Annotated in this window: 29 protein-coding genes; 12 read left to right on the top strand and 17 right to left on the bottom strand. The window is 43.6% G+C overall.

The window, feature by feature from the left end:
• The first annotated feature begins 45 nt into the window (after nt 1–45).
• Nucleotides 46–1,092, top strand: a complete 1,047-nt coding sequence (bamC, locus tag OQJ75_RS00345; protein WP_017632492.1) for an outer membrane protein assembly factor BamC — start codon at nt 46–48, stop codon at nt 1,090–1,092.
• Between the two features lie 147 nt (nt 1,093–1,239).
• Here bamC and OQJ75_RS00340 read toward each other — a convergent pair whose 3' ends face one another.
• The 4 genes from OQJ75_RS00340 to OQJ75_RS00325 all read right to left on the bottom strand — a co-directional run bounded on the left by OQJ75_RS00340 (nt 1,240) and on the right by OQJ75_RS00325 (nt 3,759).
• Nucleotides 1,240–1,449 (bottom strand): DUF2897 family protein, encoded by a 210-nt coding sequence (locus OQJ75_RS00340; protein WP_132941891.1) that lies wholly within the window; start codon nt 1,447–1,449, stop codon nt 1,240–1,242.
• 8 nt (nt 1,450–1,457) lie between these two features.
• Complete coding sequence (locus OQJ75_RS00335; RefSeq protein ID WP_265970466.1) at nt 1,458–2,132, bottom strand: M15 family metallopeptidase; 675 nt, start codon at nt 2,130–2,132, stop codon at nt 1,458–1,460.
• Between the two features lie 45 nt (nt 2,133–2,177).
• Entirely contained in the window at nt 2,178–3,314 is a 1,137-nt protein-coding gene (gene dapE, locus OQJ75_RS00330) for a succinyl-diaminopimelate desuccinylase (RefSeq protein WP_265970465.1), read from the bottom strand.
• 97 nt (nt 3,315–3,411) lie between these two features.
• Complete coding sequence (locus OQJ75_RS00325) at nt 3,412–3,759, bottom strand: ArsC family reductase (RefSeq protein ID WP_017096839.1); 348 nt, start codon at nt 3,757–3,759, stop codon at nt 3,412–3,414.
• Between the two features lie 205 nt (nt 3,760–3,964).
• Between OQJ75_RS00325 and OQJ75_RS00320 the strand changes: the two genes are divergently transcribed.
• Nucleotides 3,965–4,252 (top strand): winged helix-turn-helix domain-containing protein, encoded by a 288-nt coding sequence (locus tag OQJ75_RS00320; protein ID WP_004741665.1) that lies wholly within the window; start codon nt 3,965–3,967, stop codon nt 4,250–4,252.
• Between the two features lie 68 nt (nt 4,253–4,320).
• On the opposite strand, the gene OQJ75_RS00315 is transcribed toward OQJ75_RS00320, so the two are convergent.
• Nucleotides 4,321–4,653 carry a DUF4156 domain-containing protein gene (locus tag OQJ75_RS00315; protein WP_265970464.1) on the bottom strand — a complete coding sequence of 111 codons (333 nt, stop codon included), beginning with the start codon at nt 4,651–4,653 and terminating at the stop codon, nt 4,321–4,323.
• Nucleotides 4,654–4,665: 12 nt separating this feature from the next.
• The gene (locus tag OQJ75_RS00310) at nt 4,666–5,010 is read right to left on the bottom strand and encodes a DUF2956 domain-containing protein (protein ID WP_265970463.1); all 345 of its coding nucleotides are present in this window, start codon (nt 5,008–5,010) and stop codon (nt 4,666–4,668) included.
• A gap of 109 nt (nt 5,011–5,119) precedes the next feature.
• On the opposite strand from OQJ75_RS00310, the gene OQJ75_RS00305 reads away from it, so the two are divergent.
• From OQJ75_RS00305 to OQJ75_RS00290, 4 genes are all read left to right on the top strand, one after another.
• Complete coding sequence (locus tag OQJ75_RS00305) at nt 5,120–5,581, top strand: DUF2919 domain-containing protein (protein WP_017632486.1); 462 nt, start codon at nt 5,120–5,122, stop codon at nt 5,579–5,581.
• Between the two features lie 65 nt (nt 5,582–5,646).
• On the top strand, nt 5,647–6,570 hold the full coding sequence (locus tag OQJ75_RS00300) for a Dyp-type peroxidase (protein ID WP_265970462.1): 924 nt from the start codon (nt 5,647–5,649) through the stop codon (nt 6,568–6,570).
• 120 nt (nt 6,571–6,690) lie between these two features.
• Complete coding sequence (locus OQJ75_RS00295) at nt 6,691–7,824, top strand: flagellin (protein ID WP_265970461.1); 1,134 nt, start codon at nt 6,691–6,693, stop codon at nt 7,822–7,824.
• 296 nt (nt 7,825–8,120) lie between these two features.
• The gene (locus OQJ75_RS00290; protein ID WP_102300543.1) at nt 8,121–9,254 is read left to right on the top strand and encodes a flagellin; all 1,134 of its coding nucleotides are present in this window, start codon (nt 8,121–8,123) and stop codon (nt 9,252–9,254) included.
• Nucleotides 9,255–9,962: 708 nt separating this feature from the next.
• Here OQJ75_RS00290 and crr read toward each other — a convergent pair.
• The 5 genes from crr to cysZ form a co-directional block, all read right to left on the bottom strand.
• Nucleotides 9,963–10,472, bottom strand: a complete 510-nt coding sequence (crr, locus tag OQJ75_RS00285) for a PTS glucose transporter subunit IIA (protein WP_004737851.1) — start codon at nt 10,470–10,472, stop codon at nt 9,963–9,965.
• 106 nt (nt 10,473–10,578) lie between these two features.
• Nucleotides 10,579–12,303 carry a phosphoenolpyruvate-protein phosphotransferase PtsI gene (gene ptsI / locus OQJ75_RS00280; protein WP_048660880.1) on the bottom strand — a complete coding sequence of 575 codons (1,725 nt, stop codon included), beginning with the start codon at nt 12,301–12,303 and terminating at the stop codon, nt 10,579–10,581.
• 136 nt (nt 12,304–12,439) lie between these two features.
• On the bottom strand, nt 12,440–12,697 hold the full coding sequence (locus OQJ75_RS00275; RefSeq protein WP_004734263.1) for an HPr family phosphocarrier protein: 258 nt from the start codon (nt 12,695–12,697) through the stop codon (nt 12,440–12,442).
• A 302-nt stretch (nt 12,698–12,999) separates the two neighbouring features.
• A complete protein-coding gene (gene cysK / locus OQJ75_RS00270; protein ID WP_017061934.1) occupies nt 13,000–13,968 on the bottom strand; it encodes a cysteine synthase A in 969 nt (322 codons plus the stop codon).
• 238 nt (nt 13,969–14,206) lie between these two features.
• Entirely contained in the window at nt 14,207–14,965 is a 759-nt protein-coding gene (gene cysZ, locus OQJ75_RS00265) for a sulfate transporter CysZ (protein WP_132743161.1), read from the bottom strand.
• Between the two features lie 229 nt (nt 14,966–15,194).
• On the opposite strand from cysZ, the gene zipA reads away from it, so the two are divergent.
• The 5 genes from zipA to OQJ75_RS00245 all read left to right on the top strand — a co-directional run bounded on the left by zipA (nt 15,195) and on the right by OQJ75_RS00245 (nt 20,682).
• Nucleotides 15,195–16,238 carry a cell division protein ZipA gene (gene zipA / locus OQJ75_RS00260; protein WP_265970460.1) on the top strand — a complete coding sequence of 348 codons (1,044 nt, stop codon included), beginning with the start codon at nt 15,195–15,197 and terminating at the stop codon, nt 16,236–16,238.
• A 92-nt stretch (nt 16,239–16,330) separates the two neighbouring features.
• Nucleotides 16,331–18,343: an NAD-dependent DNA ligase LigA gene (ligA, locus tag OQJ75_RS00255; RefSeq protein WP_265970459.1), complete on the top strand. Its 2,013-nt coding sequence runs from the start codon at nt 16,331–16,333 to the stop codon at nt 18,341–18,343.
• 387 nt (nt 18,344–18,730) lie between these two features.
• Nucleotides 18,731–18,886 carry a DNA ligase gene (locus OQJ75_RS22515; protein WP_323054418.1) on the top strand — a complete coding sequence of 52 codons (156 nt, stop codon included), beginning with the start codon at nt 18,731–18,733 and terminating at the stop codon, nt 18,884–18,886.
• Nucleotides 18,867–20,255: a multidrug transporter gene (locus OQJ75_RS00250; RefSeq protein ID WP_265970458.1), complete on the top strand. Its 1,389-nt coding sequence runs from the start codon at nt 18,867–18,869 to the stop codon at nt 20,253–20,255. The genes OQJ75_RS22515 and OQJ75_RS00250 overlap by 20 nt, the downstream gene beginning before the upstream one ends.
• A gap of 61 nt (nt 20,256–20,316) precedes the next feature.
• Nucleotides 20,317–20,682 (top strand): DUF2799 domain-containing protein, encoded by a 366-nt coding sequence (locus OQJ75_RS00245; RefSeq protein WP_265970457.1) that lies wholly within the window; start codon nt 20,317–20,319, stop codon nt 20,680–20,682.
• A 36-nt stretch (nt 20,683–20,718) separates the two neighbouring features.
• On the opposite strand, the gene OQJ75_RS00240 is transcribed toward OQJ75_RS00245, so the two are convergent.
• Nucleotides 20,719–20,895 carry a hypothetical protein gene (locus tag OQJ75_RS00240; RefSeq protein ID WP_265970456.1) on the bottom strand — a complete coding sequence of 59 codons (177 nt, stop codon included), beginning with the start codon at nt 20,893–20,895 and terminating at the stop codon, nt 20,719–20,721.
• A gap of 351 nt (nt 20,896–21,246) precedes the next feature.
• Here OQJ75_RS00240 and cueR point away from each other — a divergent pair, with 351 nt between their 5' ends.
• The gene (gene cueR, locus OQJ75_RS00235) at nt 21,247–21,642 is read left to right on the top strand and encodes a Cu(I)-responsive transcriptional regulator (protein WP_265970455.1); all 396 of its coding nucleotides are present in this window, start codon (nt 21,247–21,249) and stop codon (nt 21,640–21,642) included.
• Nucleotides 21,643–21,678: 36 nt separating this feature from the next.
• On the opposite strand, the gene OQJ75_RS00230 is transcribed toward cueR, so the two are convergent.
• From OQJ75_RS00230 to OQJ75_RS00210, 5 genes are all read right to left on the bottom strand, one after another.
• A complete protein-coding gene (locus OQJ75_RS00230) occupies nt 21,679–22,131 on the bottom strand; it encodes an NfeD family protein (RefSeq protein WP_210447608.1) in 453 nt (150 codons plus the stop codon).
• Between the two features lie 3 nt (nt 22,132–22,134).
• Nucleotides 22,135–23,064 carry an SPFH domain-containing protein gene (locus tag OQJ75_RS00225; RefSeq protein ID WP_017629595.1) on the bottom strand — a complete coding sequence of 310 codons (930 nt, stop codon included), beginning with the start codon at nt 23,062–23,064 and terminating at the stop codon, nt 22,135–22,137.
• Between the two features lie 211 nt (nt 23,065–23,275).
• Nucleotides 23,276–24,130 (bottom strand): co-chaperone YbbN, encoded by an 855-nt coding sequence (locus OQJ75_RS00220; protein ID WP_265970454.1) that lies wholly within the window; start codon nt 24,128–24,130, stop codon nt 23,276–23,278.
• Nucleotides 24,131–24,525: 395 nt separating this feature from the next.
• The gene (locus OQJ75_RS00215) at nt 24,526–25,353 is read right to left on the bottom strand and encodes an SDR family oxidoreductase (RefSeq protein WP_265970453.1); all 828 of its coding nucleotides are present in this window, start codon (nt 25,351–25,353) and stop codon (nt 24,526–24,528) included.
• 43 nt (nt 25,354–25,396) lie between these two features.
• Complete coding sequence (locus tag OQJ75_RS00210) at nt 25,397–26,311, bottom strand: TIGR01777 family oxidoreductase (RefSeq protein WP_265970452.1); 915 nt, start codon at nt 26,309–26,311, stop codon at nt 25,397–25,399.
• Between the last annotated feature and the right edge of the window lie 217 nt (nt 26,312–26,528).

Here is a 26,528-nt window from a genome sequence, read left to right as displayed (position 1 = left end):
GTATGAAGTGATGCCGAAGCGAACCTTCGGCATTTAGGAGTATAAATGAAGTATTCTCACCAGCTAGTGATTGGGTCACTGGCTGTTTTCGTTCTTACAGCATGTTCTGGCAGCCCGACTCAACGTCGCCAAGCCAAAGATGATTTCGAATACTTAGAAACACCTGAGTTTTCACAATGGCAGTTGCCTGAAGATGCTCAGCCTCAGTTCTACCCAAATTTTGACATCCCAAGCGGTGAATTCAGTGGTGGTACAGGTCGTGAAGTGGATATTCGTCCACCGCAACAAGTGCTTGAGCTGATCCCTGGAGCTCGTGCTGAGCGTCAAAATGGTGAAGTGACACTATGGCTTCTTCGTGCTGAAGAGGCAGACCGTGTATGGCAAACCGCTGTAGACATGCTAACTCAGCGTGGCATCGGCATCCGTGAGCAATCAGAGAATGAGATTGAGACTGATTGGGTAACTTGGGTTTCTGAAGATGAAGATGTAGAGATTGGCAGCCGCTACTCTATCTCTCGCTTCCAAGCAAACAACCGCCATGGCTTCAAGATTAACCTGATTGATTGGCGTGAAGGCTCTGCAGAGAAGCCAGTAACGGCAACCAATAAAGAGCGTTACAACGCGTTCCTAACCAACCTAGTAATGGCTAAGTACGATGAAAACCTTCGTGCTGAAGCGGCGCTGAAAGCGCAAGAGTTGGTTAAGCGTATTCCGATCTCAATGGGTGCTGACCGTAGTGGTTTCCCTGTGATTATTGCTCGTACTCCATACAATGTATTTTGGCAGCGTCTGCCAAGCTTGTTGCCTGCTATGGGCTTTGAGCTTGAAGAGCGCAACCAGTCTCAAGGTACAGTGAAAGCTAAGTACGCCGCGCCAGATGATGAATTCTGGGAAGAAATTGGCCTACAGCCTATCGACTTAGCGCCAGGCACTTACAACTTCCTATTTGGTGACCTTGGCAACCGTACGTCGATCAACGTAACGGATGCGTCAGGTAAACCAGTAGAAGAAGAGCTGCTTAAATCAATGGTTCCTGTACTCGCGCATATCGCAGACCAAACCAAAGATGACAAAGAAGCGAAAGCTGAGTAGTCGAAATTAAGCCGTTTTAGAGCTGAGTAAAATCAGCTCTGTGATGAGCTAAAGCCAATAAAAAAGAGGACACACTGTGTCCTCTTTTTTTGTATTCGTTATCTGCAATCTGTTGGTCAATAAGGCGAGTTTACCAAAGCAAAAAAGCTAAACGTCTTTGCTGTCTTTGGACTCTTCTTTTTGAGCTTTCTCTTGATTCTGCTTATCTAAGCGATTGAGCTTATCTAAGTCTCGCTCTGTTTTACCACGACCAGTCAGATCCATATTGGCGGTCTGCTTAAGAGCTGCGATGTTACCCACCACAACGCTAACTACGATGATGATGATAACCCAAGGGTTTGTAAGCCACTCCAACATAAGCGCTCCTAATGGCTGATGTTCGCTACGAAGCGCGCATAGATCTCGTCTAGCTGCTCCATAATAATCTCATACCCTAATATTGGCTTAGATTGGAGTTGCTTGCCAAGTAAAGTGGGAGATAACTGTGATAAACATGACTCCGAAACGTTACAATGGCTAATATGCCAAGGTTCTATCGCCACACCACCCAAATCTTGGCTGTAAGGAAAGAAGAACCCAAATTGCGCAGCATGAGCCGATAGCCACTCGTAAAACGCTTGCTGGTGGCCAGTAAGGTATTCCCAAGGTTCTAATTGCAGCTGTATGCCTTCAGGTAAGTGGTTGCGAGCAAAGACATCGAAGTCACAACCCCAATGATGACGACTCGCACCGGGAAGTGCAGACCATCTCAGGATAGCCGATAGCTTTTGCTGTTCAGTCAGTGTTGAAGCATCAAGAGGTTGGCTTTCTGAATCTAATATCGGAGCTTCGCCAGAAAACTTACGGTTCCAAATCAGAGATTGCCTTTCATAGTCGCGAAAGCCACTGGCAATCTCCATTTTAAAACCAGCGAGTTGAGCAGCTTCAATCAAATTGTTCAGATCATCTTTAACCTCACTGTGGACCAAGAAGGTCTTGGTGCCGATCAGGCTAGGCTCTAGATGAGAATCTGATTGTCCGGTAAGCTGCTCTGGTGTCATAACGAGTCTCTCAATAATTAGATGCAATGAATCGCTGATGAAAGACTATTTAGCGAACAGGTTCACTAATGTTCTTTCGTACATGTCAGTTAGCTTTTCTAAATCAGCCACTTTCACACATTCGTTAACCTTGTGAATCGTTGCATTCACAGGGCCTAGCTCAACCACTTGCCCGCCCATGCGTGCGATAAAGCGACCATCAGACGTACCGCCAGTCGTTAGCAATGCTGGTTTCACATCATTGACGTGACCCACTGCATCAACAATAGCATCAAGCAGTGAACCTGCGTCTGTTAAGAACGGGTCGCCATTGAATGTCCACTTGAGGTCGTATTCGAAATCATACTTGTCGAGTGTCGTTGTGATGCGCTCAACGATGATGTCGTTGCTTAACTCGGTGCTAAAACGCAGGTTAAACTGAACATTAAACTCACCAGGGATCACGTTTGACGCGCCTGTACCCGCACTTACATTTGGAATCTGGAAGCTCGTTGGTGGGAAGTAATTATTACCTTTGTCCCACTCAGTTGTTGCCAGCTCATTGATAGCAAGCAGAGAGCTGTGTACTGGGTTGTTTGCTAGGTGAGGGTAGGCCACATGACCTTGTGTTCCTTTAATCGTTAGATCGCCTGTGATAGAGCCACGACGGCCGTTCTTTACAACGTCACCCACAAACTCAGTACTTGATGGTTCACCAACAATACACATGTCGATGTTCTCACCGCGTGCCATCAGTGTTTCAACAACACGTACGGTACCGTTGATGAATGGGCCTTCTTCATCCGATGTGATGAGGAAACCGATTGAACCTGTGTGGTCTGGATGCTCCGCAATGAACTGTTCTACCGCAACAATCATTGAAGCCAGAGAGCCTTTCATGTCTGCTGCGCCGCGGCCATGTAGGAAACCGTCTACGATAGTCGGTTCGAATGGTTTAGTGTTCCACTGCTCAATCGGGCCTGCAGGAACAACATCAGTGTGGCCTGCAAAGGCAAACAGAGGTGCTTCGGTACCACGACGAGCCCAAAAGTTGGTAGTATCTTCAAATACCATTACTTCGATTTCAAAACCGAGTGCTTTTAAGCGATTAATCATCAGTTCTTGGCAGCCCGCGTCTTCAGGGGTTACCGATTGACGGCTAATGAGGTCTTTTGCCAGAGCCAAAGTTGGGCTATCTGTCATCCTTGAATTCCTTGTTTAAATAAAACGTCTAGTCATTAATTTCAGGCGTTGAACAGAGGGAAGTTCAACGCTTTGTTATCTGTTCTAATATCGCTGATTACGCAAAAATAGCAGCGTATTGGTCTGCTTTGAAGCCAATATGAAGCTTGCCATCGACTTTCAAGATAGGACGCTTAATCATTGCTGGTTGTTCAACAAGCAGAGCGACGGCTTTTTCTTCCGTTAATGTGTCTTTTTGCTCTTGAGAAAGTTGGCGATAAGTCGTACCACGTTTGTTTAGCACAAGCTCCCAACCAAGCTCTGAACAGAAGCTTGTTACTAACTCTTCTGTGATGCCTTGTTTGCGATAATCGTGAAATTCGAACTCGATACCTTCAGCTTCGAGCCATTTCTTTGCTTTTTTGATGGTGTCGCAATTTGGGATACCAAACATAGTGATAGTCATTATTCTTCCTTTGGGTGATTTTATTTCATTGTTATGAGTTGAATCCTATCAGGAAGCAGCAATTCAGACAAAATAGAGTGAGGAATATTTCATTGAGCGAAAAAAAACAGTAAGAAAATGTCACTATTGGAGACTTATTGATCAGCCTCAACATGTTGTCAGCGAAAAAAGAAATAATTGAGTTGCACATATATAGGAGGTGTCAATGGAGTTGAGTCCTGTTTTTGCAAGGCGGCTATATTTAGCATTGTTAGTCGAAAGCCTTGATAGGCCAAATGTGCCTAAACTCATCGAAAAAACGGGTTGGCCTCGTCGTACTATTCAAGATGTACTCAAGGCGTTACCGGGGATCGGTATCGAACTTATGTTTGTTCAAGATGGGCGACGTCATAATGATGGTTATTACCAGTTATCCGACTGGGGACCATTTGACAGTCAGTGGGTTCTAGAACGTAAAGGCGATATAGCAACAAGCCTTGGATTTAGTGCATAAGCCAGCGAAAGCTGGCTTTCTTTTGGGCTTCATAAAATCGAAGCATACCGATATGCCGATTTAATTGCTTACTCACACAGGTAGGCTGTGCCGAGCATAGTCACGGAAGTGCTGAAATCTTGAGGTAGGGTAAAGATAACGGTGTCTGCGCCTAGCTCAATGGCATTCGACTTAAGTTCATTCACCGCACCTTGAATCAGGGTGTCATTGGGAAAGAACAAGTAGCTGTACCAGTGGCCTTCGCTACCAGTGACTTCCCCTTTATACTCACACTGCTCGATGTTAATCAGGCCATGGTAATCCATTTGTACCTTGTCCGCTTTACTATGAGGCGTTGATGTGGGTGTGGTACACCCGAGTAACATGCTACTCATAGCCAAAGCGGCTAATTCCTTTTTCATACGTTTACCCTGCTATTGCATCAAATAAATCGCGAAGCCTACCCAGCTTGCAATCAGTAGTAACCACGGCAGTTTATTGGCGTGATTTGATGATGTATCAACACTTGTTTCGTTCGTGTCTTCTTGGTTTTGGTTAGCTTGTTGAGTCTGCTTCTCTTTCTGTACGCGCTTCTTCGCTTTATCGGCTTGGCGGCTGCGTTCTTTTTGCTGTTTCTTATACAGTGCGATGCCTTTCTCGATACCCTGCGCAATCAGTTTAGTTTGTTCTTTGGTTTGAGCTGGCTTTTGAGTCGCTTTGGCTATCTTCAGTGCTTCTTGTTGAGATTCAACAGACGGCGTATTAGTTTTCTTTTTCATACTGAGTTCGATAATTAAAACGGATTGGCTACTAAGATAACGCAAAGCTAGTTAAGTATGAATGATTTGCGTTAAAGTGTTGGTTTGAAAATAAGTGAAAGTGAGATTTGTGCGGTACTCCATAGAACAATACGACAAGCACGGCTTTTTGAAAGCCCCAATCTTGCTCTGGTTAGGTTGGCTGTTTCTTGCGAAAGCCTTGGTCGTTTTCATTGTTGCAGGCGCAAGCCGAGAATCGGGAACCGATATCCTTGAGATAATCTACCCAGACCATCAGATGTTTTATGTTGGAATTGCGTTGAGTGTTCCTAGTTTGCTACTGATGTGGTTATTTGGGCTAAGATCTCCAGATAGAAAGCGCCTTAACAAAGTCGTGTCATGGGGGCGTGGGGTGACCATGATGGCTATCTTGGCACAGGGCTCCCATACGATTTATTTAATCTATTTGGATAACGGATGGTTCCGTTGGTCAAATGGCATCACCTTGTTGTTGCTGCTGTGGTTAGCGCTTTATCTAACCAATAGCCATGCTGCAAGGGATTGCTTTAAAGTGGTTGAGCTCGAAGACTGATTCTCATCAAAACATTTGTCCCATTCACAATTATACTTAGAAGCTAAAACTGGAAGGAATAATCTATGCTTAATGTTTCAAATGAGCAGCCTAACGTTCAAAGTGCTATTTTGCCTGAAGCTGGGCCTTTCGCTCTCTACGTTCAACTTAAAGTGAACGCTAATACTGCTAACGTACTAGCAGAAATTCAAAAGCTTCCGACTCTAATCGACGAGCTAAACCAAACTCAACCAGATGCAAACCTAACGGCGTCGGTTGCGTTCTCAAAAGCTTTTTGGGATAAGTTCGAGCAAGCTGCTCCCTCTGATCTAATTGATTTCCCTGCGCTTGGTGAAGGTGATGTTACAGCACCGAGCACACTGTCTGATGTTTTGATTCACTGTCACTCAAACCGACATGATCTGCACTTCTTCATCCTACGTAAATTGCTATCTGAAGTAGCGTCAGACGTGGAAGTGGTTGATGAAACTTACGGCTACCGCTTCCTAGACTCACGTGACATGACTGATTTCGTTGATGGCACTGAAAACCCGAAAGACGCACAGCGCGCTGAAGTGGCGATTGTACCTGAAGGTGAATTCGCGGGTGGTAGCTACGTGATGGTGCAACGTTTTGTGCATAACCTACCTGCTTGGAACCGATTAAACGTATCGGCACAAGAGAAAGTGGTTGGTCGTACTAAGCCAGATTCTATCGAGCTAGATGATGTTCCAGCGGCGTCTCACGTTGGCCGTGTTGATATCAAAGAAGAAGGCAAGGGCCTTAAAATCGTTCGTCATAGCCTGCCTTACGGCACAGCAACGGGCGACCATGGTTTACTGTTCATTGCTTACTGTAACGTTCGTCATAACTTTGATGCGATGTTAGAGAGCATGTACGGCGTAACCGATGGTAAAACAGACCAACTGCTTCGCTTTACTAAAGCTGTTACTGGTGCTTACTACTTTGCTCCTTCAACTGAGATGTTGAGTGCATTAACGATTAAGTAAGTCGTCTCAAAAAGAATAAACAAAGGGAGCCTCAGGGCTCCTTTTTTATTAAAGCTTTATATGAACTGGTCGATATAAGAGCAATCGTGAATTTATTCATCTTTTTGTAAGTGAAGGTCTATGGCTATAACTGTTAATACCAATGTCTCAGCGCTGGTGGCTCAGAGGAATCTCTCTAATGCCAATAACATGCTGAACCAATCTTTGGAGCGCTTGGCTTCAGGGAGTCGTATTAATAGCGCCAAAGACGATGCTGCAGGTCTACAAATCTCCAACCGTCTAGAGGCGCAGATGAGTGGTATTGATGTCGCTGTTCGCAATGCGAATGATGGTATATCCATTATGCAAACTGCCGAAGGCGCGATGAACGAAACCACTAATATCATGCAACGTATGCGTGACTTGTCACTGCAAGCGAGTAATGGTTCGAACAGTCAGTCGGAAAGAACGGCCATTCAAGAAGAGATTACCGCATTAAACGATGAACTAAATCGTATTGCAGAGACCACTTCATTTGGTGGTAAAAAGCTCCTTAACGGTAGTTTTGGTAGTACCTCATTTCAGATAGGTGGCAGTTCTGGTGAAGCTGTGCAAATTGGCCTGAAAAGCATGCGTACCGATGACATCAACATGGGCGGTTTTAGTTATATCGCAAATGGCATGGCCAATGACTCGTGGGAAGTGAAATCCAACCAGAATGATATGACGATGTCGTTTACCGACCGTTTTGGTCAGCCTCAAGAGATCACTATTAATGCTAAAGCGGGTGATGACATTGAAGAGTTGGCGACTTACATCAATGGTCAAACGGATCTTGTTTCGGCTTCGGTTAATGATGATGGGCAACTTCAGATCTACATGTCTGGTGAAGATACCGCAGGCACGATTTCTTTCTCAGGTTCGTTAGCCAGTGAGCTTTCGATGTCGGCGGGTTATTACGAATCAGTCGATGACATCAATGTGACCGATGTGGGTGGTGCGCAACGTGCTGTTTCTATTTTAGACACTGCCATGAAGTATGTGGACAGTCATCGTTCTGAATTAGGCGCAATGCAAAACCGCTTTGATCATGCGATTAATAATCTCGAAAATGTTCATGAGAACTTGGCGACATCAAACAGCAGAATCAAAGATACTGATTACGCCAAAGAAACCACTCAAATGCTTAAGCAACAAATTTTGCAGCAGGTGAGCACCACAATACTGGCTCAAGCAAAGCAGGCGCCGAACCTTGCCTTAACCCTATTAGGCTAATAAATTACCTCAAATCTTATAAAGGTGTTTCAACTTAATCAGTCCATTTGGTTAATTAAAATACAAATTATCGCTCGACCGACTTCTCGGCAACTTTAGCGTTTTTCTCATCTTTTTTTGATAATTTTACTGCCAGTCACGCTTTCTTCTCCTTTATCGCTATTTCTTTAATTTTGTTGTTTTTTTCCTAAAGGTTTCGCCAGTCACGCCGTTATTAAAAGTAACTTAGAGATAACTACTTGGTTTTCCGAGACGTCGGAAACCGCTATACCGGAAAATCAATTGGAGAAGTCACCATGGCAGTGAATGTAAATACAAACGTTTCAGCGATGACAGCGCAACGTTACCTAAACAACGCAAACAGCGCACAACAAACATCAATGGAGCGTCTAGCTTCAGGTTCTAAAATCAACAGCGCAAAAGATGACGCTGCAGGCCTACAAATCTCTAACCGTTTGAACGTTCAGAGTCGTGGTCTTGATGTTGCTGTACGTAACGCGAACGACGGTATCTCTATTGCACAAACTGCTGAAGGTGCAATGAATGAGACAACGAACATCCTGCAACGTATGCGTGATTTGTCTCTACAATCTTCAAACGGCTCAAACTCAAAATCTGAGCGTGTAGCGATTCAAGAAGAAGTAACAGCACTGAACGACGAACTAAACCGTATCGCGGAAACGACGTCTTTTGGTGGTAACAAACTGCTTAACGGTACTCACGGTACTAAATCATTCCAAATCGGTGCAGACAACGGTGAAGCGGTAATGCTTCAACTGAAAGACATGCGCTCTGATAACGCTCAGATGGGTGGTAAGAGCTACCAAACAGAGAACGCGAAAGACAAAGACTGGAACGTTCAAGCGGGCTCTAACGACCTAAAACTGTCGTTCACTGATAACTTTGGTCAAGCACAAGAGATCGACATCAGCGCAAAAGCGGGTGACGATATCGAAGAGCTAGCGACTTACATCAACGGTCAACAAGACTCTGTTAAAGCGTCTGTTACTGAAGATGGCAAGCTGCAAATGTTCACAGGCAACAACAAAGTGAGCGGCGATGTGTCTTTCTCTGGCGGTCTTGCTGGTGAGCTAGGTATTCAAGCGGCTAAAGACGTAACGGTTGATACTATCGATGTAACATCTGTTGGCGGCGCACAAGAGTCTGTAGCAGTCATCGATGCGGCACTTAAGTACGTAGACAGCCACCGTGCTGAGCTAGGTGCTTTCCAAAACCGTTTCGACCACGCAATCAGCAACTTAGACAACATTAACGAAAACGTTAATGCATCTAAGAGCCGTATTAAAGATACCGACTTCGCGAAAGAAACGACTCAGATGACTAAGTCTCAGATCCTTTCTCAAGCTTCAAGCTCGATTCTTGCTCAAGCGAAGCAAGCACCGAACTCGGCACTTAGCCTACTAGGTTAATCGATTGAAAAGCCACGTTGACCAATAGTGTTGACGCAAGGCTTCCACAAATTAGCTCGTGGTGAGAGATGAGCGCTAAACAGACCCAGCTTCGGCTGGGTTTTTTATTGCCTGTAATTTGGCGAAGTAGAGAATTTAGGGCAGTGGTAAAGGCCAAAAGCGAGATTCCCTATCACGTTCGTTCCTCACTGTAGGGAATGACGGTGATAGGGAGATGCTGATCCCATTGCTTTGTAGAATAAGTACGGTTGGTTTGAGTAAGTAACAGCTCAATTAGAATAAAGGCTTTTATCGTCATTCCAGAACCGAGTATAACGAGGTATCAGGAATCTCGCTTTTAAAGAGAGGTTGGTATTCCAGGTTTATTTTTCGTATTCGCGAAGTTTTTATAAGTTAGTTGAGCGCTATCCGTCATCCCAGAATCGAGTCGAGCGAGATATCAGAGATCTGTTGTCTGCTTGAAGTCATAACGCGTGATTTAACATGCGGGATCTGTGCCTAGAATGGCGTTTAACTTGGTTCAATAACAAAGTAGGGTGGTTAGTTGGCAATCAAGGATTGGGATTGCTGTGGCTTATTGAGGAGTTGTCTACAATGAGGTGAAGAGTGGTAGTTAGAACTGTTGTTTAAGGAACTTGAGCAATATAGCAGGCACAAAAAACGCCACCCTTAGGTAGCGTTTTAATTAAAGCAGTTAAGTAATCGAAATTACTTAGTTACTTTAAGAACTGGAGTTTCGCCAACAGTTACAGAACCAGAAAGCTTGTTCAGCTCCTTGATTTCGTCCATGTTAGAGATAACAACTGGAGTAAGCGTAGATTTCGCTTTCTCTTCTAGAAGCGCTAGGTCGAAAGTGATGATAGTGTCACCAGCTTTAACAGATTGACCTTCTTCAGCTACGCGAGTGAAGCCTTCGCCTTTAAGTTCAACAGTATCGATACCGAAGTGAACGAAAAGCTCAACACCGTCGTCAGACTCGATAGAGAATGCGTGGTTAGTTTCGAAGATCTTACCGATAGTACCGTTAACTGGAGCTACCATTTTGTCGCCAGCTGGTTTGATCGCGATGCCGTCACCAACGATTTTCTCAGCGAAAACTACATCTGGCACATCTTCGATGTTTACGATTTCACCAGAAAGAGGTGCGATGATTTCGATTGCACCAGCATCAGCGCTGTCATCAGATACAAGCTTTTTCAGTTTGTCAAACAGACCCATTGTGTCATGCTCCTAACGTTTAGTTTTATTCTGTAGAATATACTATACCAATCTAACAAATTAGACGACTATTTTTAGCCGTCTAACGTTATTAAGCGATTGGCGATTACTGAGTTTTCTCAGCGATGAACTTTTCTACGCAAGCTTCAATTTCAGCCGCTGTTGGTAGAGATAGTGCTTCGTCAGCCATAGCTTTAACTTCAGCGAAGTTAGAGTTACGGATTACTTTCTTAACTTTAGGGATAGAGATACCGCTCATAGAGAACTCATCTAGACCCATACCAAGAAGAAGTAGCGTTGCACGCTCATCACCAGCAAGCTCACCACACATACCAGTCCACTTACCTTCAGCGTGTGATGCGTCGATCACTTGCTTGATTACTGTAAGAACAGCAGGAGATAGTGGGTTGTATAGGTGAGAAATCATTTCGTTACCACGGTCTACCGCAAGAGTGTATTGCGTTAGGTCGTTAGTACCGATAGAGAAGAAAGATACTTCTTTCGCTAGGTGGTGTGCGATTGCAGCAGCTGCTGGAGTCTCAACCATTACGCCGATTTCGATTTCTTCATCGAAAGCTAGGCCTTCAGCGCGAAGTTCAACTTTGTACTCTTCGATTGCTTTTTTCAGTTCACGGATCTCTTCAACAGAAATGATCATTGGGAACATGATACGTAGTTTACCGTGTGCAGATGCACGTAGGATACCACGTAGTTGGTCACGTAGGATTTCACGACGATCCAAGCTGATACGTACTGCACGCCAGCCTAGGAAAGGGTTCATCTCTTGTGGAAGGTCCATGTATGGTAGGTCTTTGTCGCCACCGATATCCATAGTACGGATAATCACTGACTCGCCTTCCATTGCTTCGGCTACTTCTTTGTAAGCAACGTATTGCTCTTCTTCAGTAGGAAGCGCGTCACGGTCCATAAACAGGAATTCAGTACGGTACAGACCAACGCCTTCACCGCCGTTACGCAGGATACCGTCACAGTCTTTTACTGTACCGATGTTGCCGCAAACTTCTACACGGTGACCGTCTAGAGTTTCAGCATGCAAATCTTTTAGTTTTGCTAGTTCAGCCGCTTCTGCTTCGAAATCTGCTTTGATTTTCTTAGCTTCTGCTAGTTCAGCTTCAGAAGGGTTGATGATGATCTTGTTGTTCATCGCGTCTAGCACAAGCATGTCGCCGTTCTTAACTTGCTTAGTGATATCGTTAGTACCAACGATAGCTGGAAGCTCAAGAGAACGTGCCATGATTGAAGTATGAGATGTACGACCGCCGATGTCACAAGCGAAACCAAGAACGTAGTCTAGGTTGATTTGTGCAGTTTCTGATGGCGTTAGGTCGTAAGCAACTAGGATAACTTCTTCATTGATGTCTGCTAGAGAAACAATGTTGATGCCTAGTGCATTTTTAACGAAACGAGTACCGATATCACGGATATCAGTTGCACGTTCTTTTAGGTACTCATCATCAAGAGACTCTAGTGCAACAGCTTGCTCTTCGATCACAGTGTGGATCGCGTTGTCTGCGTGCATCTTGTCTTTCTTGATGAGTGCTAAAATCTCTTCTTCTAGCTCTTCATCTTCAAGCAGCATGATGTGGCCTTCAAAGATTGCTTCTTTTTCTTCGCCAAAAGTTTCAAGTGCTTTTTGCTTAACAACTTCAAGTTGTTGAGAAGATTTGTTACGAGCGTCAAAGAAACGCTGTACTTCTGCTTCAACTTGGTCGTCAGAGATAGATTGAGTGTTTAGGACAATTTCATCTTCTTGAAGTAGTAGTGCTTTACCGAAAGCAATACCAGGAGATGCTAGGATGCCTGAAATCATAGCCTTACCTTAGTTGTTCAACTGTAAACGGGAGAGTGTGTGACTTTAAGTCGTCGACTAATGTCGCGCTTATTCCTATCTATTTCGAACAAAGCCACTTTGCTGTGCAAAATGGCTTTGAAAGAAGGAGACCGTATTAGTGTAGTTGATCCATAAGAGCAACTAGGTGGTCTACTGCTTGCTGAGCTTGAGGACCTTCAGCTGAAATAGTAACGTTAGTACCTTTTACTAGGCCTAAAGTTTGTAGTTTGAACAGGCTTTTCGCGCTAGCGCTTTTGCCGTTAGAAGTCACTGTGATGTCAGCGTCGAAAGATTTTGCTTCTTTAACGAACTGTGCAGCTGGACGAGTGTGAAGACCGTTTTCTGCTGTGATTTCTACTTGCTTCTCGTACATTTTATATACCCCAATTAATTTATTTTTTGTAAGTTTGTAACCAGATTAGCTTAACTGCTTTAGCCCAAATGCGCTAGAGGCTAGTACGCCATGTTCGTGTTAGAACTTAGACTGGTTATAAATTTTTATCCAGCCATGGTCGTCTTTTGTTGAGTACTCATGACTTTCAGAATTTGTTTATTGCTTCTTTTATTTTGAAGCGAAAAATAAAACAGACCCGATATTACCAAAGGTGGGGCAGGGATCAACAAAAAAGCCCCTAAACGGGGCTTTTTTGGACGAAAAATTGATTTGACCACATATTATTGTTGGTTCTCTTTTTCCGTAAAGATGCCAGCAAATAGGGCTGTACTTAGGTAACGTTCACCAGAGCTTGGTAGTACCGTTACAATAGTTTTTCCTGCAAATTCAGGGAGTTCTGCGATTCTGTTAGCGGCTACTACAGCTGCACCAGATGAGATACCAGCAAGGATACCTTCTTCTTTCATTAGGCGTTGAGCCATCTCAATCGCTTCTTCAGAAGTTACCGATTCTACGCGGTCAATAATTTCTAAATCTAGGTTTCCAGGGATAAAACCTGCACCGATACCTTGAATTTTGTGCGGAGCTGGCTTGATTTCTTCACCTGCAAGCGCTTGTGCAATAACTGGAGACTCAGCCGGCTCAACCGCGACTGAAGTAATCGCTTTGCCTTTTTCACCTTTAATGTAACGACTTGTACCAGTGATAGTACCGCCCGTACCAACACCCGCTACAAACACGTCGATTTCGCCGTCTGTTGCTTCCCAAATTTCAGGACCAGTCGTCTGCTCGTGAATCTGTGGGTTAGCTGGGTTGTTGAACTGTTGAAGTAGTAGGTACTTGTCTGGGTCTGAAGCAACAATCTCTTCTGCTTTAGCAATCGCGCCGTTCATGCCTTTTGGTGCTTCAGTTAGCACTAGGTTTGCGCCAAGCGCTTTAAGCAGCTTACGACGTTCTAGGCTCATTGACTCAGGCATAGTTAGCGTTAGCTTGTAACCGCGCGCTGCGGCTACGAATGCAAGAGCAACACCAGTGTTACCACTAGTAGGTTCAACAAGCTCGATACCTGGCTTCAGCGTACCTGCTTTTTCCGCTTCCCAGATCATGTTTGAACCGATACGGCACTTAACACTGAAGCTTGGGTTACGAGCTTCGATCTTAGCTAGGACGTTACCTTTGCTTACTTTGTTAAGGCGGACTAGAGGTGTGTTACCAATCGTTAGGGTGTTGTCTTCGTAGATCTTGCTCATGCGATATTCCTTCATTTAATGACAGAACTAAACGTAGTATATCAATCACTTTACCGTCTAGTGTCTTTCGATGTTTGTTCAGCTTGAATTTAGATTAAACAAGTTGAAAAAAAGGTAAAAGGATTAAAAAGTTATATCATATAGATATGTAGCAGAATTGACGCCTATCTTTATTGAAATCAGAACTTCAAAAAGATAGGCGAAACTAGGAAGTATAGGCAGGGTTAGAGACGAGAACTTATAGACGTGAGCGTAGAGCTTGGTCTTTAAACTCAGCAACCCACATTGCTGTCGCGCCACAAACGGCAACGGGCATCACAATCAGGTTTAAAATTGGAATAGTAGTGAACACAGAAACAAGCGCGCCAAAGCTGTAGCTCTTACCTTGTTTTTGTTTCAAATTGTTTCTCATGTCATCGAACTTGATTTTATGATTATCGAATGGGTAATCGGCGTATTGAATTGCTAACATCCATGCTGTGAAGATGAACCATAAAAACGGTGCAACGGTTTGTCCTAGTGCTGGAATTAACAAAAGTAGGAATAAACCGATCGCTTTTGGCAGAACGTAGACAAGTTTGCGCCATTCTCTCGCTAATATACGTGGGGTATCTTTGAGAACATCAAGTAAACCATCGTCATTGACTTTTTTACCGCTCAGCAACTCTTCCACTTTTTCTGCGAGTAAACCGTTGAACGGTGCGGCAATGAAGTTAGCGAGCGTACTAAAGAAATACGAGAACGTGGCCAAGACGGTTAAGACAAGTAACGGCCATAAAATGTATGACAACCAAGACAAGAAGCTTGGCAATGCACCAATCCAACCTTCAATCCAAGTGTTTAGATTGGAGAAGATATAAAACAAGGCACCACCAACAAGCAACACGTTAGCGATCAAAGGAAGTAGTACAAACTTGCGAATGCTCGGTGATAAAGCGATTTTTATTCCGAAAATAAAATAGCCAAAGCCTGAGCGTGGAACAGATTCAATAGTCATATTTAAATTAGGTCACATGTGAATTTGATTAAATAGCAAACATGTCTAGTGTACTCGACCGAAATTAAGAAAAAAAGCGTGGCGAAAATCACACCATGTAAGGAACTAATTGTATTAAGTTGTTCTAAAACAGTGGCTACTTTTGATAGAGTAGTGAGATTGGCCAAATTAACCCAACTTAGTGACAGCGTCTTTATCGCTAGTTGACTAAGAAAGCTGAGAGCGAAAAATGCAGGAATTGCGATTTGTACTCATTATTGTTGGCGCACTAGCTATCGCCGCATTATTGTTCCACGGTCTGTGGACGAGTAAAAAAGAAGGGAAAGCAAAGTTTGGTGATAAGCCGCTTGGTAAGCTTGATAACGATAGCTTAGATGAAGCAGAAACTATCCCAAATCGTTCATTCGCCCCAGAAGATGATTTTGAGATAATCCGAAAAGAACGTAAAGAACCGGATTTTGCTGTTTCGCCATCTGCGACTGATCCTCTGATCGATTCAGATCCACTTACAGCGCCACAAATGAAAGAAGCTCACGAAGACGACATCGAATTGAATGATCTTCCTTCTTTCAGTGTTGAAGACCCAATCAAGGTTGAAAGTGAGCCGGAAGAGCTTGAAGAAGAGAAGGTTGTTGAGCCTGAAGTTCCAAGCTTTGAGTTGACCGACGAACAAAAAGAAAACCATGCAGGCTTTAAAGAGCAGTACGGTTCGTTTGAAGAAACTTCTGAGACGGTTGATGATCCACTTGTTCCAAACGAAACGTTCACTCAAAGTGAGCCTGTTGTTGCGAAAGCAGTCGTTACTCCACAAAGCGCGCCTGTTGAAGAAGCGAAACCAGATGAAGAACTTGGCTTAGAAGTTATCGTTCTTAATGTTCACTGTGCTGGAGAGATCCCATTCGTGGGCTCTGAGCTTTTCCGCAGCATGGAGAACAACGGTTTAACTTATGGTGAGATGTCTATCTACCACTGCTTTGCACAGTCGAGTGACGAACCAAAAGTTATTTTCAGCGTAGCGAACATGATGCAGCCAGGCACTCTAGAACATGATGACCCAGCTGACTTCACGACTAAAGGTATTTCGTTCTTTATGACGTTGCCTTGTTACGGTCAAGCTGATCAAAACTTCAATGTGATGCTGAGTGCGGCGCAGAAAATTGCTGATGATATGGGCGGAAACGTATTGGATGAGTCGCGTAACTTAATGACACCAAACCGTTTATCTGACTACCGCAAGCAAATCAGAGACTTTATGACGGCATCGAATGCCTAGCCGTATTGTTTAGCCTTGTAAATAATCTATATTTATAGAAAAGGGCTCCTAAGGGAGCCCTTTTTGATATTTCAATCACGACAGAGAATGATATGAAAGAATCGATTCAAGTTACCTTAGAGCAGTTAAGAGAAACTCTGCATTATCACGCCGTTCGTTATTACGTAGAAGATAGCCCTGAGATCCCTGATGTCGAGTACGATCGATTAATGCAGCAATTGCTAAAGATCGAAGAAGAGAACCCAGAGCTTGTGACGGTGGATTCACCAAGTCAGCGTGTTGGCGGTCAGCCTTTAGATGGCTTCACGCAAGTGACTCACGAAATCCCAATGCTTTCTCTAGACAATGCATTCTCTGACGAAGACTTAGATGCGTTTAATAAGCGTATGTCGGATAGAGCACCAACCGCGAACCTTAAAACTTTCTGTTGTGAGCCTAAGCTTGATGGCCTTGCTGTGAGCTTGCTCTATGTGAATGGCACCTTAGTTCAAGCTGCGACTCGTGGTGATGGCGCGACTGGCGAAAACATCACAGAAAACGTACGTACGATCAGTTCGATTCCACTTAAGTTACAAGGCGAAGGCTGGCCTGAGCGTATCGAAGTTCGTGGTGAAGTGTTCATGCCAAAAGCAGGCTTCGATAAATTAAATGAGATGGCGTTGAAGAAAGGCGAAAAAGTCTTTGTTAACCCACGTAATGCCGCAGCAGGTAGCCTACGCCAACTTGATTCGCGCATTACAGCGAAACGTCCGCTGGCTTTCTATGCCTACAGTGTTGGTGTTGTAGAGGGCGCCGAGCTTTCTAATAGCCACTATCAACGCTTCTTACAGCTGAAAGGCTGGGGTTTACCTATGTGTCCTGAGACTAAGCAGCTTAGCTCACTTGAGGACGTAAAGGCTTATTATCAAGATATCATGACTCGTCGCGATGCTCTGGCTTATGAAATTGATGGTGTGGTTATCAAAGTCGACGATATTGCCGCACAAGAAGTGCTTGGCTTTGTTGCTAGAGCTCCTCGCTGGGCGATTGCTTACAAATTCCCAGCGCAGGAAGAGATCACTCTGCTTAACGATGTTGAGTTCCAGGTAGGCCGTACGGGCGCTATTACGCCTGTTGCTAAACTGGAACCTATCTTTGTTGGTGGTGTGACGGTGAGTAATGCGACGCTACATAACGCTGATGAGATTGCTCGTTTAGGTGTGAAGGTAGGCGATAGCGTTATTATTCGTCGAGCTGGTGATGTCATTCCACAGATCGTCGCGGTTGTACAAGATCGTCGTCCTGAGACTGCGAAAGACATTGTTTTCCCTGATGCTTGCCCTGTGTGTAGTTCTGCCGTTGAGCGTGTTGAAGGTGAAGCGGTAGCGCGTTGTACTGGCGGTTTGGTGTGTCAGGCTCAGCGTAAAGAAGCGCTTAAGCACTTTGTTTCTAGAAAGGCGCTAGACGTTGATGGACTGGGCGTGAAAGTAATTGAGCAACTTGTGGACCGTGAAATGGTAGAAACGCCTGCTGACTTATTTAAGCTCAGTGCTGGCGTGATTACTGTCCTTGACCGAATGGGGCCTAAATCAGCACAAAACGTCGTGAGTGCGCTGAATAAAGCCAAAGACACGACATTAGCGCGTTTCCTCTATTCGCTCGGTATTCGTGAAGTCGGTGAAGCGACAGCGATGAACCTAGCACAACACTTTAAGACGCTGGAACTGGTTCAGGCAGCCACTCATGAACAGTTAGTAGAAGTGTCAGATATTGGTGATATCGTTGCTAGCCACATCACCACCTTCTTCTCACAAGAGAAAAACAGAGCGGTTGTCGATCAGTTGATAGAGCTTGGTGTGCATTGGCCTGTAATCGAAGAAGTTGCAGATGATCAAGAATTGCCATTAGAAGGTAAGGTGGTTGTGTTAACGGGGTCATTGTCTCAGCTAGGACGCACTGAAGCGAAAGCGGCGTTACAAGCATTAGGTGCGAAAGTGACGGGTAGCGTATCGAAGAAAACTGATATCTTATTTGCTGGTGAAGCTGCGGGTTCTAAACTAACTAAAGCACAAGATTTAGGAATCGAAATAAGAACCGAAGAAGATCTAATTGCCCTTATATCGTAAGTAAATTCAGATAAAAAAAGCTCAAAGGCACTCCTTTCAAAGGAGTGCCTTTTTTGTGTTTGTTTTAAATTCGCAATCTTTTTGTTTGTTGAGAATTTTGTGCCTATACGAAGTCTCAAATCAGGACAGTGATGGTGCTCAACATTAATGAAATGCTGTTCTAGTTGTACTTAAAATGCGAGTCATATCTATTTTTATAAAAGGTGTTTTTGTTTAAGTTTTTGTTTTTATTTGGAATTAACATTTTGGGTTGTGAGGTTTTCATTTTATCGATCTGGATCACTAAGTACCTACTAAATTTGCACCAACTCATATTTTTTTAGATGAAAATTAAGTTCTCATTGATCTTTTTGAGTGCGAAGTTAGTCTTAATGCCATGGATGCACGATGTGTATACCCAGAAAGGAAATAGAGAATTCAGCGTTAAGGGTTCTCAAACAAGAAAAGGTATTTCTCTCTACGGCGGCCAACTTTAGGCGGGGAATATTCAAACAGCTATATCCATTTTTAGGAGTTTTATTCCATGGAAAACAAATTTTTTAAAGTATCTGCGATTACAGCAGCAATGGTAGGTGCGCTTTCTGCTGCCCCAGCTATGGCTGAAGATCCTATCGGCCCTGAGTATGCAAGTCAGGCATCAGAGTTCTTCGCTGAGTCGACAATTAGCGGTAACCTAAACTTTTTCATGCGTGCTCGTGACCGAGCTGGTAAAGATGCAAACGGTAACGATACAGCAAAAACTGCTAACTTAGACCACGGCTCTATTTTTGCTAATTTAGGCTTCCACTCTGGTTATGTAGCGGACGTTGTTGGTGTTGACGCTGTTGTATACAGCACATTTGATATGTGGCAAGAAGCTGGCAAATGGGGTGGTGGTCACGAGATGAACTTCTTCCAATGTGATTCAGTTTATTCTACAGACTGTTGGGAAGATGGGCGCGGCGATAACACTGACAATGGTGTTTCATTTGCAAAAGCAGCAATGAAGTTTAAGTTTGGCGAGAATGTAAATGCTCAGCTTGGTTACTTCCAACCTTCTGTACCAAGCTCATTAGGTGTTAACTGGTCATTCGCTCCTGGAACATACCGCGGTGGTGAAGTTGGAGCTAGTTTTGGTGATCTTTCTCTTGGTCTTGTTGTGGCCGATAACTATAAAGCACCTTGGTTCAAAGAAACTTACGAATTCCAAGACGGTGCTGGTAATGATGCTGGTGAAGTATACTCAATAGGTGCTCGCTATGCGTTAGATAACGGTATTTCTTTTGACGTTGGTTACGGTGCTCTGACAGATGGTGATCGTAAGAACTTCCATGTTAAAGTTAAGGGTACAACGGATGGTGGCCTATACTGGTCTCCTCAATTGTACGTAGTCGACGATGACAACCAATTTGATAGTACAGCATTCCAAACTGCGTTATTGACATCTATGTCTATGGGTCAATACAGCTTCCGTGCAGAAGCAACATACACAGTTGCTGATTCTGAAGATACTCGTGGCAATGTTGGTAATATGTCATATCGCTTAACAGAGGCTTATGGTGGCTCTAATGGCGCTTATGATATTTGGTGGAACAACCGATCTGACTTTAACCACGATGGCGAATATGCGTTCTTCCTATCATCATCTCGTGACTTCTCTGATATTGGTGGTACAGGCTTCAGTGCTGGTGTAAGTGGTGCTTATGGCGCGGGTGCGAAAGCAGACGGCTACGATGAACTAGTAGAGTATGCATATAGTTTCTTCGCGAACTACGCGATTCAAGCTGGTGCACTGAAAGATGCTAACATTAGCTTCTACTACACTAACTATTACAATGACACTAACGCAAATGATTGGGCTGTTTACTCTAACGGATTCAATGATGAGACCGATTTCAAACTAGCACTAACAATTCCTTTTGGAGTTAAGTAAGTTAGATAAGAAATAGAAAAGCTGGGCATTTGCCCGGCTTTTTTGCTTTTAGGAGATATTTATGAAACGTATTATTCCAATTACATTAATGGTTTGTAGCTTAGCTGCATGTACTTCTTCACCGAAAACAGCGTCTGAGTTTTGGTATGGTCAGGGGGAGCGTTTTGGATCTCGTGGCTACGTGATAGATAATGACTCATTGGCTGATATTAAAGAAAAGGTGGAGTTTGATGAACCTGCGTATCTTGCTGGTTATGAAAAAGGAAAACTAGAGTTTTGTAATCCCTATAAAGCGTTTGAAAAAGGTATAAAAGGAACACGGTACACAGATCAATGTGCCGATATGCCTCAGGAGGTGATGATCAAAGCTGAGTGGCAAAGAGGTTGGGACGCATTTATTGGTGCTGATTTCTATAAGTTTAGGTAGGCTTAGAAACGATTAACTTAAACCTACCCATTGTCATTATTGATGTGTGCCGCCATATGCTTTGCACAGTTCACGGGGCAGTTGCTTTATCGCTCCGTCACTGAATGTGCACTGAACACCTGCACCAAATACTTTTCCTGCATTGTTTTGTGCAATAGAGACTGGAGCTGAAAAAATAAATACTGAAGCTAGTACTAAAGTTAAAATTTTCATGTTTGTCATCCTTTATACTTACCAAAAAATAAAATAAACAGCATTTAAACGCCATGCTTAATACTCAATTATGTATACGGTTGATGAAAGGTCAAAGTTATATAAAAATTTTCAATAAAAAATAACAATAGTTAATTTAAATATATCAATCAGTAACTTATTGATTTTTTGTTGTGATAAGTACCTATAAAAGCATGTTATTTACATTATTTAAGGTAAAACAGTTATAAGTGGCAGACTTTATTTTCTTAAATTATATTTATTATGCATTGAGGTGTTCTAGGTGTACTATTTGCTAGCACCTCAAAGGTAATTAATGCCGAAGATATATCAGCTTATTAGAGTAATATCATGAACATAAGTGAAGCCGCTAAACTTACTAATCTATCAACGAAGTCTATTCGTCTTTATGAAGACAAAGGGGTTATCACTGCCCCTTTACGCTCGGAAAATGGCTATAGAAGCTACGAGAAGAAGCAGATTAAAGAACTTGGTATAGTTGCGAAAGCGAGAAGTGCGGGTTTTTCACTCGATGAGTGCCGTGCACTTGTTGAATTAGCTGACAATCCTTGTCGCGAAAGTGCCGACGTTAAAGCAAAAGCGCTGAGTAAATTGGAAGAAGTAAACCAAAAAATTGAAGATCTTTTGGCAATTCAGAAAACATTGAAAGAGTGGGTTGAACAATGTCCAGGTGACTCAAATAGCCATTGCCCGATCATTGACTCACTTGTAGAGAAAAAGCCATAAGTGGGTTACTTATGGCTTTAATAAGGAATGCTTGAGTTACTCTTTAGGAGTAATCGTTAATACTATGCCATCTACAGCAGTGACGATTACCTCTGTGCCTGCTTCTAAGTCTTGGGCAGTAACAGCTGACCACGTAGTATCACCTAGACGGATACGGCACTTGCCTTTTTGAATGTCAGTATCGATTCGAGCTGTTTGACCTACCAGTTGCTTTTCTCTTTGGTTTAACTCTCGCCCTGCATCCGATTGCTTGTCATTTGAGAGTTGTCTTCTCCACCACAACCAAGTCGTGATCAATGAGAAGCTTGCAAAGGACAGCCATTGCATCTGCCAACCAATTGGTAGAGCACCCAAAAGTGCACCGACCAACATGGCAGATATGCCTATCCATAAAAAGTAACCAGCGGTTCCAACCAGTTCAAGTGCAAGCAGTGCTAGACCAAATGCTAGCCAGTGCCAGTGGTTTACTTGTTCTAGTAATTCGACCATAAGTTAGTCCTTACTACCTTTGTCATTCTTATGCGCAAACATCTCTGCAATACCTGCTACAGAACCCATTAGGCCTGTTGCTTCAAGCGGTAGCATGATGATCTTACCGTTTTCTGCTTGGCCAATTGATTTCAGTGCGTCAGTGTAGCCTTGTGCAATAAAGTAGTTTACGGCTTGCATATCACCTTGAGCAATCGCCGTTGATACCATTTCCGTTGCTTTCGCTTCTGCTTCTGCAGCACGTTCACGAGCTTCTGCTTGAAGTATTGCGGCTTGCTTTTCACCTTCCGCTTTCAGGATCTCTGACTGCTTGTGACCTTCCGCTTTTAGGATCTCTGCTTGTCTTACGCCTTCGGCCTCTAGAATATCAGCACGTTTGTTTCGTTCTGCCTTCATTTGAGCATTCATCGCAGCGGTAAGATCGGCTGGTGGTTGCACGTCTTTAATTTCAATACGCGTAACTTTTACACCCCAAGGATTAGTTGCTTCATCGACGATGTTCAGCAGTTTGGTATTGATCATGTCACGCTGGCTGAGCATTTCATCCAGTTCCATAGAACCCAATACAGTACGGATATTGGTGAGGGTTAAGTTACGAATCGCGTGCTCAAGGTCGTTCACTTCATAGGCCGCTTTAGGGGCATCGATAACCTGAACAAAACACACCGCATCAATAACTACGTTCGCGTTGTCTTTAGAGATGACCTCTTGAGCTGGTATGTCGAGAACACGCTCCATCATGCTGATGCGTTGTCCAACTTTATCAATAAACGGAATGATCAAGTTTAAACCCGGTCTTAGGGTATGCGTGTAGCGACCGAAGCGTTCTACCGTCCAGTTATTGCCTTGCGGAACGGTTTTTACTCCGGCGAAAATAAATAACAGTGCGACGACGGTAAAGACGCCAATAGTAATCAATGTATCAATAGCCATACAAAATCCTTTGCAAGTTTAAGTTTTTGATAGTTCATTATTGATACTGGCTCATATTTAAAATCGGAGCAAATTTATAAACGAAAAATGGGCCATAAAACCTTGATTTTATGACCCATTTTACTTTGCGTTATGCGATAAGATTGCTGAGGTTTCTATCATTTATCAGGGTGATTTTTCCTCAGTACTTATCAACTTGTTAGCGTTCGAATTAGTAAAGCAGAGAGTACAATTGGCGGCGGTATTTGCTCGCAACTGCATTACCTTGTCCAAGTGCGCTTAAGATATCCATGAATTCTTTTTTCATATCACCATCGAGGGTATTGAGGTCTTTTGCCAAGAATGACCATAGAAGATCCATTGCTTCTTCGCTGCGATTCACTTGGTGGTATTGAAGTGCTAGGTCTGAGGCTGTTTTAGCATCGCTTGGATTTTGCTGTAGCGTTGTTTCTAGCGCTTGAATTTCAGGGCTGTCTGCTGCTTGTTTGTGCAGTTCGAGTTTAGCGACTAAGCCTTTGTAGTAGTTGTCTTGATATTCTAGAGGGATAGTCGACAGTTGAGTTTCAGCTAGATCAAACTGTTGCGTTTCTAGTAAACATTCTGCGATCGCCAGTTTTACCTCGCCTTTGCCCGTCAGTTCTATTGGCAATTGTTGCATTGCCGCGAGCGCTTGTGCGTGCTCGCCTGTTTGCATTTGTTCGAGAGCCTGACGCAGTGCGAGTTCGTCTTGGCTAGGAAGATGTTTTCCTAACATTTCAACAATCGCTTCGATGTTTTGTGGACCACCCAAACCATCGACAGGCTGACCGTTAACAAACAGTGCAATAGTAGGGAGTGCTTGTACGCCAAATTGGCTAGCTATTGCCTGCTCTTGTTCACAATTCAACAGAGCTAAAGTAAAAGCGCCGTTGTATTGCTGAGTTAATGTTTGCAGTTCAGGAATGACTTGGGCGCTCTCTTGGCTCATTGGTGCCCAAAATTGGATGAGTACAGGGGTCTGCATCGAACCTTCTAATACTTGACGAAAGTTCTGCTCATTAAGTTCAACAATATGCGGAGATTGCATTTACGTTCCTTGAGGTTTGTTTATGGATACGTTGCAAATATGGGGGGATAAGTCGGTAACTTCAAGATCTAACTGGAGTATCTCAGATAAAAAGAGACAAAAATAAAAAAACGCTATGCTTCGATGTTGGTAGGATGTTTATCTCTACATAGAAGGCATAGCGTAATCATTGAGGTGGTCAGTGAGGTATTGCGTGAGATACTCAAAACAGAATAAACAACGTAATAGCCAGACCCACACCTACCCAATTAAGGCGGTTTAAAGTCATGAGATTTCCAGAGTAGAACCATCAATTGGGAATAACTGATGGGATAGGATAATCATGACATCTTATTGTTACGGAAAAATTACATCGTTACATTAAAGTTTGCGACTGTGCATTCAAAGTTAGCAATTTATGCTGCTTTTCTCAAAATAGGGTCTAGCAAGCGACTCGGTAGAATTCTTTTCAGTACCGCGAACACCTTAGTAGGTGTCGTCACTCGATATCTTAGCTTTGGTTTCTCTGCGGTGAGTGCGTGATAAACTGGCTCAACACAACTTTCAGGCGGAAGAACAAAAGCGTTATTCGATGACTCTTTTTCGAGTCGGTCTTTTTGTTGTTGATAAGCTTCTTGATGAGCGCTGCCAGCAATGGTGATCCATTTATTGAAGGCTTTCAGAGCATTATTTCTAAATTGGGTTTCTATTGGACCTGGCTGCAATAACGAGATATGAATATCACTACCATGCAGTTCTAGACGTAAGGTATCTGTCCAGCCTTCTAGCGCGAACTTTGAAGCGTTGTAAGCACCACGATATTTCATGGCCGCAAAGCCTAATACGGAACTGTTTTGTACGATTCGACCTTCGCCGCGTTCGCGCATGTGCGGAAGTATCTGACAAACAAGATGATGCCAGCCAAAGAAGTTGGTTTCGAATTGCTCCCTGAGCCCCTGGGTCGGTAAGTCTTCTAGCGCGCCTGCTTGACCGTAAGCGCCGTTATTGAATAACCCATACAATCCGTTAGGTGCGAGTGCAATGGCAAGCTTGGCGCCATTCTCGATACTTTCTTGGTTGGAAAGATCTAATTGAATACAAGTGAGGCCTTCATCTTGAAGGCGTTGAACATCTTGTGGGTCACGGCAAGATGCGATGACATGAAAGCCGCGTTTTTGAAGTGCATGAGCACATGTATAGCCAATGCCTGTTGAGCAACCAGTGATAAGAATCGACTTGTTCACACTTAATCCTTTATTAGAGTCTCTATCGCTTTAGAGTAAAGAATTAGTCTTGATGTTGTAACAAGTTTTTTAGTGCCGGTTCGATTCTTGAGTAACTAAAGATAAATCCCATTTCAGTGAGCTTCTTTGGTTTGGAACGAATGCTGTCAAAGAGCAGACAAGAAGATTCACCCATCAGAAGCGACATTGCCCATTTAGGAGTGAATAAGAAATGAGGTCGACGCAGTTGCTTGGCGAGTGTGCTGCTGAACAGTTTGTTGGTGACAGGGTGCGGGGCACACATATTAAATTCCCCTTGAGCGTGAGGCATCGACAATAAGTGGTTGATGGCTCTCACCATGTCCAGCATGTGAATCCAAGGCATGTATTGCTCGCCTGAACCTAGCGGTCCACCAACTCCGAGTTTGTACGGCATAAGCATCTTTTTGAGCGCACCGCCATTTTCACCAAGTACAATACCTGTTCGCAGTAGTATCACGCGTGTGCTTTCTGATTGTGCTCTCTTGGCTATCTCTTCCCAATGAGCGCAAACTTTGTGAGGAAAGCTTTCATCTTCTACTTGTAGTGATTCGTCAAACGGATGTTGCTGTTGATCACCATAGTAACCTACAGCCGAACCGCTAATGAAAGCCTCCGGTGGGTTGCTACTGGCATGAATTAACTCGACCAGTTTTTCGGTAATGTGCCAGCGGCTGTTACAGATCCTCTCTTTTTGCTCCGTACTCCAACGCTTGTCAGCGATAGGTTCGCCAGCAAGATTGACCACTACATCGAAGTCATTGAGATCGCTCAGTCCATCAAGAGATTGAATGTAATGAAGGTTGTTCTGGTTGAGGTGATTTAGGTTTTGCTTCGCTTTTTCAGGACTCCGCGTCATCAATGTCACGTCGTCAGTGTTCCAACTTTTGACCAATTCAGAGCCAATAAATCCCGTACCACCCGTTAACAATATCTTCATACCAATCTCCCTATTAAACATAATTATAGACATGGCTTGTTTTTAATCGCCAATCAATACGAAAAAATCACTATAACGATCAGTTGGTTTCAATCGTGTGATACCCAAATTACGCCGTATCAATTTACGAAAGAATGAAATTAAATTCATCAAGTTAGGATGTATACCGCTATCACACTTATGGACTTTACTCGGATATGTTACCAACTGCGTAATA

This window comes from Vibrio sp. 14G-20 (genome assembly GCF_026241515.1).
Taxonomy (GTDB): domain Bacteria; phylum Pseudomonadota; class Gammaproteobacteria; order Enterobacterales; family Vibrionaceae; genus Vibrio.
The sequence above is the reverse complement of the archived record's forward strand: the minus strand, read 5'-3'. Positions and strand labels throughout refer to the sequence as shown.